The following is a 17,008-nucleotide window of genomic DNA, read 5'->3' on the forward strand; positions in this document are numbered from 1 at the left end:
ATGGCAGCAGTAAACCCCAACCACCTTCCCGACCCGGAGACGGCCCTCGAGACGCTCATCTCCGCGGGTGCCGTCGACGAGGCACCCGACGGAACGCTCTCGACGACGGCCGACTTCGAGAAGACGTTGGCTATCTACCACGACATCTACGGTGCCGTCTCGACGGAGGAGTTCAACAACACCGTCGCAGAACTGTTCGGACTCGACCCGGAGACCGCCACGGAACGAATCGACGAGTTCGGAATCGAGAGAGAAGACGTCGTCGCGTATCTCGCGGCCCAGTCGTACCTCGACATCCCTGTCGAACAGAACTTGCTCATCGTCATGGCGGGCATCCTCGTCGAAATCACGCCGTCGTCGCCGGTTCCGGCCGAACTCCGTGAACTCGACGACGACTCCTACGAGGCGTTCCTCGACGACAACCCGGACGCCGTCGTCACTGTCTGGCGACGCAACTGCGCACCGTGCGATGAGATGAAAGCAGAGATGGACGCCATCCTCGAACGCGTTCCGGACGGCGTCTCCATCGCGGGCCTCGACGGCGAGGCAGCAGGTGACTTCTGTCGCACGTACGATGTCGACGCTGCACCGTCGGTCCTCTGTTTCCTCGATGGCGACCTGAAAGAACACGAATCCGGCCGCCGGTCACCCGACGAACTGTCGGATATCTTCGGCCGAGTCTACTAGTTTTCCGACTACTTCGTCGCTCCCGTCACCATGACGGGGCGGTCGGAGTTCAGAATCACTGTCTGCGTCACACTTCCGAACAGTGCCTTCCCCGCAGGTGAGCGCTTTCGTCCGGCAGTGACGATGAGGTCGGCGTCCTCTTCGTCGGCGAATTCGATGATGACCTCTGCTGGGTCACCCGACGATTCGTTGACGTCGAACTCGATGCCGTGTTCCTCGAGGAACTCGCCTGCCTTCCGGACGGAGTGTATCTGGGTCGCAGACGCACCGCTCGGGTTGTTCGTGAAACTGTGGATGAGTGTGACCTCCTTCTCCGAGGCCTCACCGGGGAGGTTCGCGACTGCTCGAACACACGCGAGAGCGTGGTCTTCGTCGTCGTCGATGCCGACTACTACGTGATACATAGTACCACGTCCCAGTGGCGGGGCTTAGTATTTGTGTCGAACGTTCGTTTTGATTACTGGCTTCTCGCCGCGTCGTCGTCGAGTCGCGACGAGACGAAGACGACGAGCGCCAGTGGGATACCGAGGACGAGTGCGATCGTCAGCGCACCATACGCAGCGAACCCGAGTGGTGTGGCCGGAAACGGAACGAGAAACAAGAACCGTGGTGCCGAGAGTCCCGAGACGAACGTCCCGGTGAGGAAGCCAGCGAGACCAGAGACAGCGACCAGGGCGGCGTACAACCCGAGGACGAACCGATGACCGCGAACGTTCGAGCTCACAGTTCGCCGTCCGACGTGCACGCGGTTAGCAGTTTTCGTTCCCGTCGTGCAGTACTCCCTTCGTTCGTGCCAACACACCCACTGTGTCGTCTCTGCTGACCACACCGACGAACCTTTTGCTGTACACTCGTTACGCTTCGATATGTCGGATACGGACATCCTCGGAATCATCCTCGGGGCCGTCGCACTACTGATGTTCGTGGTTGGTATCCTCCTCGTCATCTGAATCGCGGTTGTCTTGGAGGCAGTCGTCACGACGGGGAGCGGGTGCACTTTTCAGTGGAGAAGAGCGGTGAGCGACTGCGTATTCGAAAACCGACTGCCTACTCGACGCGAGTGACGACGAAAGCGCTCGCTCTCGAACGCAGTCGCCAAAGAATGAAACCGGGTGTTCGTGTGCTTACTCGTCCGAGGCAGCGTCGGCCTCTGCCACGCCACCGTCGGTTGCGAGTTCAGCGTCGTCTTCGCCGCCGTCTGCGATAGCCGTCTCCAGTTTGCGGTCGAACCAGTGCCACTCGGACGTGAGGAGGCCGTCGTCCGCGAGGTCCCACGGGTCGGCGTCTTCGATCTGTGGCCCTTCGAGCCACGACTGGACGAAGTTCCAGACGAAGATGATCTGGCCGACGAACAGGATGAGTGCGCCGACCGTTGCAATCTGGTGGAGCGTCGCGAACTGCGGCAGGTACGTCGCGTAGCGACGGGGCATGCCACCGTAGCCGAGCAGCACCATGACGAAGAACGTCAGGTTGGTACCGACCATCGACAGCCAGAAGTGCCACTTACCGAGCGTGGTCTGGTACATCCGGCCGGTGTAGATGGGGAACCAGTAGTAGAGGCCGGCGAAGCCAGCGAACGCGATGGCACCCATGACGATGTAGTGGAAGTGACCCACGACGTAGTACGTGTCGTGGAGCACGAGGTCCACCGGAATCGACGCGAGGAAGACACCCGTCACGCCGCCGATGATGAAGTTCGACACGAAGCCGATACAGAAGAGCATCGGGGTCGTGAGTCGAATCTTCCCGTTCCACATCGTCGTAATCCAGTTGAACGTCTTGACTGCACTAGGGATTGCGATTGCGAGTGAGACAGCCATGAACGAGGCCCGGAGTCGCGGGTCGATACCCGTCGCGAACATGTGGTGTGCCCAGACACCGAACGAGAGCACACCGATTGCGAGCGTGGAGTAGACGACGAACTTGAACCCGAAGAGGCGACGGCCCGCGAAGCGGGGGAGCACGAGGCTCACGATACCCATCGGGGGCAACACGAGGATGTAGACTTCGGGGTGGCCGAAGAACCAGAACAGGTGCTGCCAGAGAATCGCACCGCCGTCGACTGCGAAGAACATCGTGCCGAAGTTCCGGTCGAGAAGCAGCATCAGGATGGCGCTGCCCAGAAGCGGGAACGCGAACAGGATGAGACCCGACTGGGTGAGGATGGTCCACGAGAAGATGTCGAGGTTCGCCCAGGTGACCTTCTCGTTACGTTCGGTGAAGATGGTCGCGATGAAGTTGATGGAACCCATCGTGGCCGAGACACCAGAGAGGTGCAGGCCGAGCAACATCAGGTCCACACCGGCGTTCATCTGGTTGCCCGAACCCACACCCGCCGAAAGCGGGGTGTACATCGTCCACGCCGTCTGCGCGGGGATGACGTCTGGGATGGGGAAGAATCCGGCCCAGATGAGGAGTGCCGCCGGCGGCAGGAGCCAGAACGCGATTGCGTTGATACGTGGGAACGCCATGTCGTCCGCGCCGATAAGAAGCGGAATGAAGTAGTTCGAGAACGCCGCGATGATGGGCGTCCCGAACAGGAAGAGCATGGTAATCCCGTGACTCGTGAGCAACGAGTTGTAGAACGTGTTCGAAATCAGTGTACTCGCAGGGTCAGCGAGTTCGAGGCGCATCACGACGACCATCAGGCCCCCCACGGCGAAGGCGACGAGCCCATACGCACCGTAGAGTATCCCGATGTCCTTGTGGTCGACAGTCGTCAACCAGCGAATTACCCCGGACGGCTTTTCCTCCGAGACGTACTGCTCTGTACTTCCGACGGCCCCACCGCCCGCAAGTGGGGTGTACGACCGCCAATCTTCGACCCGCGCGAGCCACGCGGCGACGGCGATGAGGAAGATTCCCATCAACACCGTCAGTGCTAACTGTCCGTTAACCTCCATGGAAGTGCGTCAGGAGTGCAGGGTAATGAAAGGTTCGGGAACGCCCTGCGCTAAAAGGGGATTTAAGCCGTGCCTTCTGCCGATTCGACAGTTTCGCCATCCGCCGATTCTTCGAGTTCTGCCGCTGCTTCCTCGTGCTCACCGTGAAGTGGTTCAGCACCGGGAACAGTTGCCTGTCCGGGCAGGTAGACGGTCGAAGTCTTCTCGGACCCTGCGATGGCCTTCCCCGATATGTACGTGAGGACTGCCAAGAGGACGAACGAGCCGACCATGATGCCGTACTGGAGCCCCGTCGTGAGCGAGTCGAACCCGAAGGGGTTGAACACAGCGTACCCCACGACGAAGAACAGGATGATGACCAGCGGAACCATGTTGACCGTCAGGTCGAGGATGGTTTCCTTGTCGAAGGTCTTACTTACCATACCGGGATACTGGGGACGCCGTTCAAATAGATTGTTGGTTTCTCGTGGCGCGCCCCGGACGTTCAGTGTCGCTCGTCTGAGATGTTATCGTTGCGTCGAAGACGAGGTTCACTTAGTATGGTTGCTGAGCCTCGTTTAGTACTGCTGCTGAGCCACACTTAGTACGGCTGCTGGTCGTACACGAACAGTTCGAAAACGATGCCACCGAGCAGCAGCAACGCACCCGCGACGATGGATGCGTACCCGCGCGTGACGAGATTCACGTCCGTAAAGGCGAGGAAGCCACCGAATGCAAACAGGAGGCCAGCGAGGACGACGACAGACCGCATCGTCGATTTCACGTAGCCTGACTCACGAAGCAGTCCGGCGATGCTCCCGGTGAACAGGAGCAAACCACCGACGGCGAGGGGGAACACGTCGAACAAGAGGCCGAGTTCAGAGAGTGGGATTCCGAGCGCGACGAACACCGGCCATGGACTGGCCGTGCGGTACTGGTCGGAAAGTCCCGGCGCTTCGTCCATACCCGCCAGTTGGACTGTGTCGTAACAAGCCCTTCGGAACGGACGTTACCGAACTGAGACGCCGTGCCGTGTGAGAAAGTCGCTGAGGGCGCGAATCTCGACTGGACTGCCGATGATTCGACACGAGTCGTCGGAGTGCGCGTGAATGGTGACGACGAACCTCGATTCGATTTCTTCTCGCACGTCCTCCAGAATATCGTACGGGAGGATGATCTGCGTGCTATCTCGGAGCATTCCGGGACTCGGCATCGGTCGTTATCCAGGGGGTCGGATTGGCTCAGTATAATCGTGACGAACTTCTTCCGCTCGCACACGCGCATGCGAAACTAAAAAATTCTGACGAATGATTCACGTCTGACGAATGTTCAATTGGCACCGGGCGATTCTGTCACCAGTACATCACGGTGACACTCCGAGTTCGAAGGAAAGGGTTTTTCGACCGACAAGGCGGAAGAGTGGACAATGGGACTGGAGGAGGACATCGAAGAGATCCGCGAGGAGATCTCTAATACGCCCTACAACAAGTCGACAGAGGCGCACATCGGTCGACTGAAGGCGAAACTCGCGGAGATGAAAGAGAAACTCGAGAACCAGAGTTCGGCCGGTGGTGGCCAAGGGTACGCCGTCGAGAAGACGGGTGACGCCACCGTCGCACTGGTTGGGTTCCCCAGCGTCGGGAAGTCGACGCTCATCAACGCACTCACCAACGCCGACAGCGAGACCGGCGAGTACGAGTTCACGACGCTCAACGTGAATCCGGGGATGCTGAAGTACAAAGGTGCGAACATCCAGATTCTGGACGTTCCCGGCCTCATCGAAGGCGCTGCAGGGGGCCGTGGTGGTGGCAAAGAGGTTCTGTCGGTCGTCCGCACCGCCGACCTCGTCGTCTTCATGCTCTCGGTGTTCGAAATCGACCGATACGAGCGACTTCAAACGGAACTCTACAACAACAAGATTCGACTGGACACGTCGCCGCCGAGCCTCTCTATCAACAAGAAAGGAAAAGGCGGCATCAACGTCACGAAGAGTGATAGCGTCGAACTCGACGAAGAGACGATAAAGGGCGTCCTCCGCGAACACGGGTTCGTCAACGCCGAGGTGACGCTTCGCGGCGAGACGACCATTGACGAACTCATCGACGGCATCATGAAAAACCGGGTCTACCTGCCGTCTATCGTCACCGTCAACAAGGCCGACCTCATCGACAAAGACTATCTCCCGACTGTCGAAGAGAACCTCCGCGAGGTCGGACTCGACCCCGCCGAGGTGACGTTCATCAGCGCCGAGGCGGAGAAAGGTCTCGACGCGCTGAAAGAGGAGATGTGGGAGGCACTCGGTCTCATCCGTATCTACATGGACAAACCCGGCCGCGGCGTCGATTACGAGGAACCACTCATCCTCCGCGAAGGTGACACCATCGACGACGCCATCCACGAACTCGGCGCGAAACTCGACGAACGGTTCAGATTCGCCCGCGTGTCCGGCCCGAGTGCTAAACACGACGAACAACAGGTTGGCCGCGACCACGTACTGAAAGACGAAGACGTGCTTCGCATCATCGCCCAGCGGTGACGACCGAGACGCCAGGGGACACCTCACCCGACTCGACTCAGTCCACACCCCGGCCTACGTTCTCTTCTCTCGCAGTCTCGAAATCAGTGAGGCTACTCCTCGTTCTCGTGGCCGGCGTCGTCCCGTGGTCGGTCCAGACGTTTGCGACCGGGTCGACGACGTTTCTGTTCTCGTGGGGACTCCTCAGTCCGTCTCCGCTCAGTGTCACGACCATCACCGACTTCTTCTTCCGGTTCACTGCTGGCCTCCCCGACTACATCCTCGTCTGGCCCGTCGGCGTCGCGTGCTACGTGGTCGCCGTCGCGAGTGCGTTCTCTGGCCGTCTCTTCGACCGGGAAGACGTTCGGGTCACTGCCGCAGGACTCGTGCTGGCTGGCGTGACACAGCTCGAAGTTGCTCGCGGGTTTTCGGTCCAACCAGGTCGGACTGCGTGGCCACTGGGAACTGTCGTGTTGTGGGCCGTTGCCGGGTACGTCTACTGGTCGCACCGCGAAGCGACGAGTCGCTGAATCGAATCAGACCGCTCTCAGCCAACGACAATCGGAGCGAATCCCCTGAGTCCTCGGTCAGTCCGACCCTCTCCAGTCGTCGTCAGCTGGGGCGGTTCTCCTCAATCGTTTGCAGTCGGTCCGACTCTCCTCAATCGTCCGCAGTCGTCTCCGGACGGTAGTTCATACTGACTGTCTTCCACGTCCCCGTTCGGAACCGATAGTAGTTGAGTGCGGCCGGAATCGTCGTTTCGGCGGCGAAGGCGAGATAGAGACCGACCAGTCCGAGTGACGTGACCGACCCGATGTACGCGAGCGGAATCGACCCGAGGAACATCCCGACGAACTGGCTGCCGAACGTCCACTGGGTGTCTCCGCTCGCGTCGAGTGGGCCGGCGGCCCCACCAGAGACGCCCTGGAGAGTGACGACGGCACAGGCGACGTACACCAGATCGATCGCGACAGGAACGGCAGGGTCCCCCGGGTCGCTGACGAATCCGAGGACGATTGGTCTGGCGAACAGCGCCACGATGACGGCCGAGACGAGATACGTCGCCACGGCGAATCGGATGACGTCGTTGCCGTAGGCTTCAGCCTCCTGTTCGTCGTTCTTCCCGAGCGCTTGCCCGACGAGACTCGACGATGCGAGTCCGAATCCCCACCCGGGCGTGTTCATCAGTCCCCAGATGCGCCGGGCGATGACGAACGCTGCGACCACGTCGGGGCCGAAACTGTCGAGAATCGCGAGCATGGGGAACTCTGCGACGGTCCAGACGAGTCCTCTGCCCATCACCGGAATACCGATTTCGACGAGGTCACGAAGCGTGTCGATGTCGACGAAGGTTCCGAACGGGTCGATTGTGACGGGGAACTGTCCGATACCGGGGAAGGCACCCCGAGACAGTCCCACGACGAACGCACTGGTGACCACGACGTTCGACAAGACAGTCCCGAGGGCCGCTCCCTCGACACCCATCCCGAGGCCGAAGATGAGGATGGCGTTGAGCCCGATGTTCACGACCGCGCCGCTCGCACGGAGAATCATCGCGGTGTAGGCATCGTCGGCACCGACGAGAACCCGACTCCCGATGAGGTTCAGCCCGGCGAATGGGACGCCGATGCCGACGATTCGGAGATAAGCCGCACCGAGTTCTATCGCTTCGGTGTTGTTACTCAGAAGGGAGATGAGTTGGGTCGGGAACAGCCAGAAAACCGCTGTGACCGGCACTGTCGAGACGACCGTGAGCAGTGCACTGGACCTGACGGCTAGACCCAACTGGTCGATTGCGTCGGCACCGTACCGTTGGGAAACGAGTGCGATTGTTCCGCCAGCAATCCCGCCACCGAGGGCGAATGCGAGTCCCCAGAACGGCCCCGCGAACCCGACGCCGGTGATTGCGACGGTTCCCGAGGCGATACCGACCATCGCCACGTCCACAGCGTTCTTCGACATCCGAGCGATGCCGGTGACGATGCGGGGCCACGCGAGGTCAGCGGTACGGACTGCGCGCTCGCGGTCGACGAGGCCAGCGCGGGAGAGGGCCAGTCCGATACCGACGATGAGGAGTCGGACTGGATTGGGGACCGAAGACACGGCTGAACCGTAGTGGAGGGGAGTACTTATGTCGCACGTAACTCCCAGAGAACTGGGACGTTGACCCCTGCCAACTGCCCACGGATGGTTCCTCGTTCGGTACGTTTTTCGCCAATGCGACACAGTTGACGTGTATGTCCGGAATCCTCGACCACGTGATGATCCGTGTCGAAGACCTCGACGAGTCGCTCGAGTGGTATACGACTCACCTCGACTACGAAGAGAAAGGTCGATGGGAGGCCGACACGTTCACCAACGTTTTCCTCGGTCCCGAAGACATCCACGAAGAGGGCGCGGTTCTCGAACTCACCTACAACCACGGTGACCACACCTACGAGATGGGCGACGCGTGGGGGCACATCGCAGTTCGCGTCCCCGAAGGTGAACTCGAAGACGCCTACCAGCAACTCATGGACGAAGGCGTCGAAGATTACCGTGACCCCGAGTCGTGTGGCGGGCGCTATGCGTTCGTGAAAGACCCGGACGGACACGAAGTCGAAATCGTCCAGCGCGACCAGGGTGCCAAGTGGAGTCTCGACCACACGATGATTCGTGTCGAGGACGCAGACGACGCACTCGGCTATTGGACCCGCAAGTTCGAGTACGAACACACGGGTCGCTGGGAGTCCGACACCTTCGCGAACTACTTCATGAAGCCCGAAGACGCGTCAGAAGAAGCGATGGCGGTCGAACTCACCTACAACTACGACGGGCGCACGTACACGATGGGCGACGCGTGGGGCCACCTCGCCGTCCGCGCCGACGACCTCCACGAAGACTGGGAGACGCTGATGGAGCGCGAAGCCGAAGACTACCGAGACCCAGAATCGTGCGACGACCGCTACGCGTTTACGAAGGACCAAGACGGCCACGAGATAGAGATTGTCACTGCAGACTCCGAATAACTGAATAGATACTGCTTTGGACCGACATATCGACGGCCGCTCTTTCTGTCCGTTTATCGCGGTAGTACAGACACGTCTGCGACTTTGTAACTGTCAATACTGAAGATAGACTGACGCATTTGAATGTATCTTTACCAAGAAGATACACAAAGCATTTATAATGCCGGCAGATAGGTCCGTCCGTACCCCTACTCAAGGTGATACCAGTGAGTAACCCCCCGCCCTGACCTACCCCGGGGCGTGTTAGGGAAGAAAACTGCTTCGCCGACTGCAGACACATCTAAAAACAATGACACGCAACAAACAGATCCGCGCAGTGCTCCTTGCAGCGCTGATGGTCTTCTCGGTTTTCGCCGGGTCCATCGCGTTCTCGGGCAGCGTTGCTGCGGCTCCTGGTTCTGTTGACCTTGATAGCGCTGATGGCAGCGACGATCTCACGGTCAACGCTTCGGACAGCAAAGTCCTTGAAAATGTACAGGTCATGAACAATACCGCAGGTAGTCAGGAAGGCCTCGGCCTCTACGCTTGGGTTGACGTTGACGGTGACGGAGAATGGGACTCCAACGAACCGTACACGAACAACTCTGGTGACTACGCATCCACGACGAGTGGTGCAGTCGACATGGAGAACCTTTCCGTTAGCTCCCTCGACGACGGTACGTACACCGTGACCGCTGTCGAGAACGAGACCCTCACTGCAGGTACTTCGAACAACTCTTCGGTGGCGGCAACGCTCACCATCGACACGAAGGCACCCAAGCTCCTCTCCGCAACGGAGTACAACAACGCGAGCGAGGGCGCAATCATCGAACTCGCCTTCAGCGAAAACCTCGACGCACTCGAGGACTCTGACGTCACCGTCTACGTTGACGACGAGGCTCTCGATGCTTCGGACTACTCTGTTGGTACCGACGACGGTACGAACGGCCGCGCCGTCATCACGCTGGACTCGTTCCAGACTGGCGACGTCGTCGTTAACCTCGACAGCTCCGTCGAGGACGCCGCACTCAACGAACTCTCCAACAGCGGCAACACGACTGTGACCGTCGCGTCCAAGACCGTCGCAGTCGGTGACATGGAAGTCTCGGCCTACAAGGGCGAGAACGTCGCATTCACGAACAACGTCACCAACGAAGAAGTGGAAGTCTCCGGCGTTGACTCCTCGTACTTCTTCGAGGGCTCCACCGGCACGAACAGCAAAGTCTACGTCTTCAACACGGCGAACGTTGACCTCGACGAATACAACGTCTCCTTCAACGGCAACGCAACCGGCGATGCCTCCGTCGTGACGCGCGACCTCGGCCTCTCGGTCTCGGTCGACGAGACGGAAATCACGACTGACGACGACGTCACGGGCGAAGTCTCGTCCAACGCTGGCGACCGCGATGTCTCCGTTGACCTCGTGGACGCTGACGGCGACGTCGTCGACTCCGACGACGCAACCCTCAACGGTCAGGGTGTCTACGAATACGCGCTGACGCCTGACGCAGCAGGTAACTTCACCGTCGAAGTGACCGACACCTTCTCCGGTGTCTCCGCCGAATCCGACACGGTTGCGGTCTCGAAGGCTGCGGACTCCACGTCCGACTTCTCGACCTCCGTTGTCACCGAGCAGGTTGGTGACATCGCAGCAATCACCGTGACGATGCAGGGCACGAGCGAAGCAGAAGTCATGATCGGCGGCGACAACGTTGGCTACACGGCTAACGTCACCGTCGAAGACGGTAACGACGACGGCGAAGTCGTCCTCCTGTTCAACACGTACGACGTCGACAACACGGCGTCCTTCGACGTTGAGGACAGCGACGACGACGTCACTGTCACCTCGAGCGACATCGACACGGAAGTCGAAACCACGCTCGACGCTGGCGACTACGACCTCGAAGTCTCGACGGGCGGCGACGCCGACAACGTCGGTACCCTCGTCCTCGAAGAGCGCAGCACGGACAGTCAGGCTGTCTGGACGGCACCAACCGGTGACGCCGCAGACCTCACTGAAGCCGCAGACGTCTACGACGCAATCGACAGCGAGACCCTGACGCAGACTGACTCCGTCGCCAACGGCGACGTTGTCGTCCACCAGGTTGTCGCAACCGGTCTCGAAGGCGCATACGATGCAGACAATCTCGCCCTCGAAACCAACCTCACCATCGAACAGACGAACCCTGGCCCGAACCGCGAAGCCAAGGTTCTGAACGACTCCGCTGCAACCGTCATCGCTGACGGCGAGAATGACACGTACTTCTTCGTGTACGATCTCTCCGACATCGACGGCACGCGCACGGACTTCTACGATGAATCCGGTGACAAGCTCGACGTTGCTGACGACGACGCGTACAACGCGACGTTCACCGTCCTCGAAGGCAACCTCTCTGACGTCGAAGACGGAGAATCCGTCTCCGCCGAATACGACGTCGTTGCTCCGGAACTCAGCCTCGACGCTGACCCGGTCAACCTCACCGCATCCGCTGACCAGACGGTCTCGGGCTCGGCAACGGTCGCACCCGGTACGGAACTCACGCTCCGCGTGAAGTCCACCGGTGACACCCAGCCGCGCTTCCTCAAGACCGGCTCGGCAACCGTCCAGGCTGACGGTTCCTACTCGGCCGCCTTCGACTTCTCCGAACAGAAGACTGGCGACGAGTTCACCGTGACTGTCTCTGTCGACTCCGGTACGGCCGCTGACGTCACGGCTGACGGCAACGTTGTCGAACCGATGACCGAGACGGAGACGGAAGAGACCACGGAAGAGACCACGGAAGAGACCACCGAGGAAACTACCGAGGAAACTACCGAGGAAACGACCACGGAAGAGCAGACGACTGAAGAGCAGACCGAAGAGCCTGCTGAAGAGACCACCGAGTCCAGCACGCCTGGCTTCGGCGTCGTTGTCTCCCTCGTCGCGCTCGTCGCAGCGGCACTCCTCGCGATCCGCCGCGACTAAGTCGATTCCTAACTAACCGGGTTTCCCGGTTCCCTCAACTTTCTTTATTGGCGCTGACCGCAGAGCGGCAGCACCGCCGCGTATCACCAGTCGAGACAGTCTCAGTGTTCGACCGGTCACGCGTCGCTGCTGCACACAACGACAAGGGATTTATTTCGTCCACGTGTTTCAACAGATATGCCCGGTCTGCTCTCCGATATCCTTGCGTGGGTGGCCATCGCCACGTTCGTCGCCGGTGTGGTCGTCAACCGACGCGACAGAGAACTCGCGCGGCGAGTGATGGCTGCAGCATGGGTTCTCTTTGCGGTCTTCTGGCTCCAACTCATCCCACACTTCACACTCGTCCACAAGAGCTACATCGAAGGGATACTGACGATCGTCGCTGTTCCGGCGTCGCTCTACGCTGGGTGGCTCCTCTACAGTGGTCGCGACACCTTGTTCATCCTCTCGCGTGCAGTTGCCGCGATGGGAATCGTCTACCTGCCGTTCGAGACGATACCGGCGTTGACGCTCTTCGGGACGACGATCCCTGCGCCGCGCGGTTTCTTGATGGAGTCAGTCGCAGCACAGACGAACTTCCTCATCGAGTCACTCGGCTACTCGACGACCATGATTCGCGGCGACGAAGGATACCTGAACACGTTCTTATGGATGCAAGGGAACCACCGAATCGAGATTGCCGTCGTGCTCGCGTGTACGGGACTCGGAAGTATCGCCATCTTTGCAGGACTCATCGCTGCTGTCGAGGCACCACTCCGCCGGAAGTTCCGTGCGTTAGCAATCGCTGTTCCGATCATCTACGCGTTGAACCTGTTCCGAACGACGTTCATCACCATCTCGGTCGGGAAGCAGTACTTCCACCTGTTCGTCGACGAGATTTTGTTCTTGTTCGGCTCTTCTGATCCGTATCTGGTGTCGTTCTTCATCTCCGACCGCATCATCAGCCAGATTCTGGCCGTCGTCGCCCTCGTCGGAATCACGTACCTCGTCGTCCGAGAGGTTCCGGAACTCCTCACGGTCATCGAGGACGTGCTGTACATGGTCACTGGAGAGGAGTACGACTTACACAGTGAACTTGGATTCGACGGGTCGAACGACCGTCGGGCGTAATCTGACCTGACCGTTCTCCAAAACCTGAACCGCGCTTTCGCTTCCTGCCGAAGTGGTCGATAGCTCTTCCAGAGACGCGAGAAGTGTTCCCTGTAAACCTGACCGCTTACCGCTCGTCGTGGTCGAACAGCGCCGCTGGTGCCCCACCGAGTGCCATCAGTGCATCTGCTTCGACGTGGTGAACCTCACCGGGGATGATGAGCATGTGGAGTGGTTCGCCGAAGTCTCGGCCAGCGAGTTCGCCGAGTCGGTCTGCGGCGACCACTGGGTTCGGACTTCCAGCTCGACAGACTGCCACGCCCAGGGCGTCGCTGTCCCAGTGTTCTGCGAACAACTCGGCGGCGTAGTCTGCGGTCATGTATTCGTCGCCGTCGACTTCCACACCGCGGCGGCCCTCCCAGTCGACTTTGATATCCAAGTAGACGAGCGTGTGTAGCCCTCGTTCACGATTCGCTTCGAGCGATTCGATCACGCTCTTCGGGACTGGGTCGCCACCGTGGACGTAAGGGAACGGAAGCGTGACTGCTTTTCCGAAGCGGTAGTTCTGGAGCCCGGTCAGTCCACTGGCAGCAGACTGTGCTGTCACTCCGTGGACGAGGCGCGTCTCGATACCACGTTCTTCAGCACGGAGACGAAGGTCGACGTGTGTCGTTGAGACCATCGTATCACCGGCAGTGAGAAACACCACGTGTTCGTCTTCTGCGGCGTCGAGAATCGGTTCTGGATCCTGTTCGACGCCCGCTCGGTCGCGGACTTCGATGTCGATTCCGTGGTACGATTCGAGGTCTTCGACAGTCGCGCCGACGAGGTGACTCGTGTAGAACTCCGCGAAGGCACGGTCGGCATCGGCGAGCGCCTCACGCCCCTCGACAGTGATAGACCGCTCGTCGAAGAGACCGAGTCCGATGAAGGTGAGCATACCCCTGCTCTGTCGTGGGCGATGATAAACGGCGTGACACGGTCTTCGACTCTGCGTAAGAATCTGCAACACACCTAAATATGCTGACGGTAAATGTTTCCTCTATATGGCAACGAGTAGCCGTGTACTAGAGACGAAACTGTTTGGACAGGACGTCACGTTCGAATATTCAGAGCGGTGGGTCGGCCTCTCGCTGTTCATCTTGCGTATCGTGATGGGGTGGACACTGTTCCAGGGTGGGGTGACGAAACTCGTCACGTACTTAGATGCAGATCCCTCGAACAACTGGACTGCGGCAGGATTCCTTGCGAACGCCATCCCGCCGGGGAACCCCTTGATTGGGTTCTTCGCGTCGATGGCCGGGAATCCACTTATCGACCAACTGAACATGTGGGGTCTCACTCTCACCGGATTGGCGCTCATCCTCGGTGCGTTCGTCAGGTTTAGCGCGTTCTGGGGTGCCATCATGATGCTGTTCTACTGGGCCGCATCCCTTGAGGGTGGCATCCTCGCTGGCCTTCCGCTCGCCCACGGATGGGTCGTCGACGACCACATCGTCTACGCGGTGTTACTGTTCGGACTCGGTGCCTTCGGTGCCGGGCGAATCCTCGGTGTCGATGCGTACCTCGAAAACATGGAGTTCGTCAGGAACAACCGCTGGCTGACCCTCGTGATGGGTTGACGACCGCCGGCCGAGCACTATTTTCTGCAGACTCGATTGAGACCGATTTCCACAGTCGCGACTGAACACGCTCACCCCGACAGAATTACCTCTCTTGCTGTGTTCCGTACGACCAATGACGACACCTCGCGCGACGGTACGCTGCCCAGAGTGTGACCTCGAAGAGACGTTCTCGAAACTCGCGACTGCACGGATCTGTATCGAAGAACACCGCGAAGAGACTGGCCACGACCCAGAGTGGGAGTTGGGCCGCTTCGCCCCGGGTGTCGAGAAGATGGGCGACCAGGCGGGCGTTTGCGGAATTCCAACCTCGAAGTAACCAGTTGGATTGTCTGTGATTAAGACCGATTTTGCAGATGCCTCTCGTTCAGTGTACGTCGAACAGTCGGACGTAATTCAATCACATCACCACCGTCGAGTAGTGTTGTCTCTCTGAAAGTCGGCTCCATCTGTTTATCATATTGACATGAAATATATTCTTAGAGCAATATCCGGTAAATAATAGATTAATGCCCAGCGGCTGCCGATATCGAGCTAATAGCAATGGGTTGATACGATATGGGTTGACTATGAAAGTCACCTATTTGAGTTCGGCAGCAATTCTGGTCGAAACGGCGGACGTGAGTATCCTCTGTGACCCGTGGCTCGTCGATGGTGCGTACTTCGGTTCGTGGTCGCACTATCCACCCCTCGAATACGAACCCGAGGATTTCAACCACGTGGACTACATCTACATCTCGCACGTCCATCCGGACCACTACGACCCGACGACGCTCGACCGAATGGATTCTGACATCCCCGTCTTGATTCATCAGTACCGATGGGACTACCTTCGCAAAGATATCGAGTCCCAGGGGTTCGAGGTGGTCGAACTACCGCACGGAGAGCGGTTCCACTTGCAAGGGGACACGCACATCAACATCCTCGCAGCGGATGGGTGTGACCCCGAACTCTGTGGGAACTTCTTCGGGTGTACGTGGTACGACACCGAAGCAACCACCTTCGGGTCGACACAGGTCGACTCAATGGCCGTCATCGACGACGGCACGCACACGATCGTGAACACGAACGACTGTCCGTATCCCATCGCAGAGCAGACCTGCCGGGAGATAAAACGCCGATACGGTCACATCGACCTGCTCGCTCACCAGTACAGTGCCGCGCAGTTTTACCCACAGGCGATGGGACAGTACAGTCACGAACAGAAGTTGGCAGAGCGTGCCCGCGTCATCCAGGAGAAGTACGAACTCGCACTCAGCTTCATCGACCTCTTCGAACCGGACTACTACCTTCCATTTGCCGGTGAGTACGTCCTCTCGGGGAGCATCGCGCAGCTGTCCCAGTACACCGCCAACCCCCCACGACACGAAGCACGAGCGTTCTTCCTCGAACACGTCGACCCCGCGGAACACGAACCGGTCTTCTTGAACGCTGGGGAGTACATCGACATCGAGTCAGGCGAGCGCTCCAGCGAGTTCGAACCGATAGACACCGAGGCCAAACAACACTACATCGAGAACGTCCTCGCACACCGGCAGTTCACGTACGAAGCAGACCCGCATCCGTCGCTCGACGACCTAACCGGTCTCGTCCCTGAGGCCTACGAGACGCTCGAACGCAAACGAGCCAAAATCGGATATTCGACCGATACCCACGTGCTGATTCCGCTCGTCGACGACCAGTGGGTCGACTTACGGCTCAACGGTGACGGCTACGAGTTCGGCTCGAAGCCTGACCTGGACCACCTCGCCGACACCGATGGCTACGTCGTCCTCGACACCGACGACCGACTTCTTAGGCGACTCCTCGACGGTGACGACAAGGCCCACTGGGCCGACGCGAAGATTGGGTCACACATCACGGTGTTCAAACAGCCAGATATCTACGAACGCGGCCTCTACAACTGCATGGGCTCGTTCTACGCCTGAGTCGTTCTCCCGAACGGACTCGTGTTTATGCTGACAGGCAAAGTAGTATTACGAATGGTCCAAGCGTACGTCACGATTCAGACCGGTGGCGGAACCTCACAGAACGTCGTCGAAGAACTCCGTGAACTCGACCAGGTGCGGAAAGCCAACATCGTCGCTGGCGAGGTCGATGTCATCGCCGAAGTGGAAGCAGACTCCGAACAGGACCTGCTGATGCTTATCTCTGACAAGATTCAGTTGATAGAAGGCGTGGGCCGAACGCGGACGTGTATTATTTTGGGGTGAGTGTGGGTTGTGTGGTGAGTTACATTGGCTACCGTGGCTGGGATTTGA

Annotated in this window: 19 protein-coding genes; 11 read left to right on the forward strand and 8 right to left on the reverse strand. The window is 59.3% G+C overall.

Annotation, left to right across the window (positions count from 1 at the left end; translation table 11 throughout):
• Nucleotides 1-687, forward strand: a complete 687-nt coding sequence (locus tag ACK3SC_RS05415) for a thioredoxin family protein (RefSeq protein ID WP_416839095.1) — start codon at nucleotides 1-3, stop codon at nucleotides 685-687.
• 8 nt (nucleotides 688-695) lie between these two features.
• Here ACK3SC_RS05415 and ACK3SC_RS05420 read toward each other — a convergent pair whose 3' ends face one another.
• Nucleotides 696-1,091, reverse strand: coding sequence for a universal stress protein (locus tag ACK3SC_RS05420; RefSeq protein ID WP_416839096.1), 396 nt, complete (start codon nucleotides 1,089-1,091; stop codon nucleotides 696-698).
• 53 nt (nucleotides 1,092-1,144) lie between these two features.
• On the reverse strand, nucleotides 1,145-1,411 hold the full coding sequence (locus ACK3SC_RS05425; protein WP_416839097.1) for a cox cluster protein: 267 nt from the start codon (nucleotides 1,409-1,411) through the stop codon (nucleotides 1,145-1,147).
• 46 nt (nucleotides 1,412-1,457) lie between these two features.
• Between ACK3SC_RS05425 and ACK3SC_RS05430 the strand changes: the two genes are divergently transcribed.
• Nucleotides 1,458-1,637, forward strand: a complete 180-nt coding sequence (locus tag ACK3SC_RS05430) for a hypothetical protein (RefSeq protein WP_416839098.1) — start codon at nucleotides 1,458-1,460, stop codon at nucleotides 1,635-1,637.
• Nucleotides 1,638-1,811: 174 nt separating this feature from the next.
• Here the strand turns inward: ACK3SC_RS05430 and ACK3SC_RS05435 are convergent, their stop codons facing one another.
• The 4 genes from ACK3SC_RS05435 to ACK3SC_RS05450 all read right to left on the reverse strand — a co-directional run bounded on the left by ACK3SC_RS05435 (nucleotide 1,812) and on the right by ACK3SC_RS05450 (nucleotide 4,782).
• On the reverse strand, nucleotides 1,812-3,554 hold the full coding sequence (locus tag ACK3SC_RS05435) for a cbb3-type cytochrome c oxidase subunit I (RefSeq protein WP_416839945.1): 1,743 nt from the start codon (nucleotides 3,552-3,554) through the stop codon (nucleotides 1,812-1,814).
• Between the two features lie 98 nt (nucleotides 3,555-3,652).
• Nucleotides 3,653-4,012: a DUF6684 family protein gene (locus ACK3SC_RS05440; protein ID WP_416839099.1), complete on the reverse strand. Its 360-nt coding sequence runs from the start codon at nucleotides 4,010-4,012 to the stop codon at nucleotides 3,653-3,655.
• Between the two features lie 158 nt (nucleotides 4,013-4,170).
• A complete protein-coding gene (locus ACK3SC_RS05445) occupies nucleotides 4,171-4,533 on the reverse strand; it encodes a cox cluster protein (RefSeq protein ID WP_416839100.1) in 363 nt (120 codons plus the stop codon).
• Between the two features lie 45 nt (nucleotides 4,534-4,578).
• A complete protein-coding gene (locus ACK3SC_RS05450; RefSeq protein WP_416839101.1) occupies nucleotides 4,579-4,782 on the reverse strand; it encodes a hypothetical protein in 204 nt (67 codons plus the stop codon).
• 213 nt (nucleotides 4,783-4,995) lie between these two features.
• Between ACK3SC_RS05450 and ACK3SC_RS05455 the strand changes: the two genes are divergently transcribed.
• A complete protein-coding gene (locus ACK3SC_RS05455; protein WP_416839102.1) occupies nucleotides 4,996-6,105 on the forward strand; it encodes an OBG GTPase family GTP-binding protein in 1,110 nt (369 codons plus the stop codon).
• A gap of 86 nt (nucleotides 6,106-6,191) precedes the next feature.
• On the forward strand, nucleotides 6,192-6,614 hold the full coding sequence (locus ACK3SC_RS05460) for a TIGR04206 family protein (RefSeq protein ID WP_416839103.1): 423 nt from the start codon (nucleotides 6,192-6,194) through the stop codon (nucleotides 6,612-6,614).
• Between the two features lie 130 nt (nucleotides 6,615-6,744).
• Here the strand turns inward: ACK3SC_RS05460 and ACK3SC_RS05465 are convergent, their stop codons facing one another.
• Nucleotides 6,745-8,187 (reverse strand): MATE family efflux transporter, encoded by a 1,443-nt coding sequence (locus ACK3SC_RS05465; RefSeq protein ID WP_416839104.1) that lies wholly within the window; start codon nucleotides 8,185-8,187, stop codon nucleotides 6,745-6,747.
• A gap of 134 nt (nucleotides 8,188-8,321) precedes the next feature.
• Here ACK3SC_RS05465 and ACK3SC_RS05470 point away from each other — a divergent pair, with 134 nt between their 5' ends.
• The 3 genes from ACK3SC_RS05470 to artA all read left to right on the forward strand — a co-directional run bounded on the left by ACK3SC_RS05470 (nucleotide 8,322) and on the right by artA (nucleotide 13,146).
• A complete protein-coding gene (locus tag ACK3SC_RS05470) occupies nucleotides 8,322-9,092 on the forward strand; it encodes a VOC family protein (protein WP_416839105.1) in 771 nt (256 codons plus the stop codon).
• Between the two features lie 289 nt (nucleotides 9,093-9,381).
• Nucleotides 9,382-12,036: a BGTF surface domain-containing protein gene (locus ACK3SC_RS05475; RefSeq protein WP_416839106.1), complete on the forward strand. Its 2,655-nt coding sequence runs from the start codon at nucleotides 9,382-9,384 to the stop codon at nucleotides 12,034-12,036.
• Between the two features lie 177 nt (nucleotides 12,037-12,213).
• Nucleotides 12,214-13,146: an archaeosortase A gene (artA, locus tag ACK3SC_RS05480; RefSeq protein ID WP_416839107.1), complete on the forward strand. Its 933-nt coding sequence runs from the start codon at nucleotides 12,214-12,216 to the stop codon at nucleotides 13,144-13,146.
• Nucleotides 13,147-13,252: 106 nt separating this feature from the next.
• On the opposite strand, the gene dph5 is transcribed toward artA, so the two are convergent.
• Nucleotides 13,253-14,065 carry a diphthine synthase gene (gene dph5 / locus ACK3SC_RS05485; RefSeq protein WP_416839108.1) on the reverse strand — a complete coding sequence of 271 codons (813 nt, stop codon included), beginning with the start codon at nucleotides 14,063-14,065 and terminating at the stop codon, nucleotides 13,253-13,255.
• 106 nt (nucleotides 14,066-14,171) lie between these two features.
• On the opposite strand from dph5, the gene ACK3SC_RS05490 reads away from it, so the two are divergent.
• From ACK3SC_RS05490 to ACK3SC_RS05505, 4 genes are all read left to right on the forward strand, one after another.
• The gene (locus tag ACK3SC_RS05490; protein WP_416839109.1) at nucleotides 14,172-14,747 is read left to right on the forward strand and encodes a DoxX family protein; all 576 of its coding nucleotides are present in this window, start codon (nucleotides 14,172-14,174) and stop codon (nucleotides 14,745-14,747) included.
• 115 nt (nucleotides 14,748-14,862) lie between these two features.
• The gene (locus ACK3SC_RS05495) at nucleotides 14,863-15,066 is read left to right on the forward strand and encodes a hypothetical protein (protein WP_416839110.1); all 204 of its coding nucleotides are present in this window, start codon (nucleotides 14,863-14,865) and stop codon (nucleotides 15,064-15,066) included.
• Between the two features lie 250 nt (nucleotides 15,067-15,316).
• Nucleotides 15,317-16,675: an MBL fold metallo-hydrolase gene (locus tag ACK3SC_RS05500; RefSeq protein WP_416839111.1), complete on the forward strand. Its 1,359-nt coding sequence runs from the start codon at nucleotides 15,317-15,319 to the stop codon at nucleotides 16,673-16,675.
• Between the two features lie 54 nt (nucleotides 16,676-16,729).
• Nucleotides 16,730-16,960 carry an Lrp/AsnC family transcriptional regulator gene (locus ACK3SC_RS05505; RefSeq protein ID WP_416839112.1) on the forward strand — a complete coding sequence of 77 codons (231 nt, stop codon included), beginning with the start codon at nucleotides 16,730-16,732 and terminating at the stop codon, nucleotides 16,958-16,960.
• The last annotated feature ends 48 nt before the right edge of the window (nucleotides 16,961-17,008 follow it).

This window comes from Haloferax sp. DFSO52, assembly GCF_048158745.1.
Classification (GTDB): Archaea; Halobacteriota; Halobacteria; order Halobacteriales; family Haloferacaceae; genus Haloferax.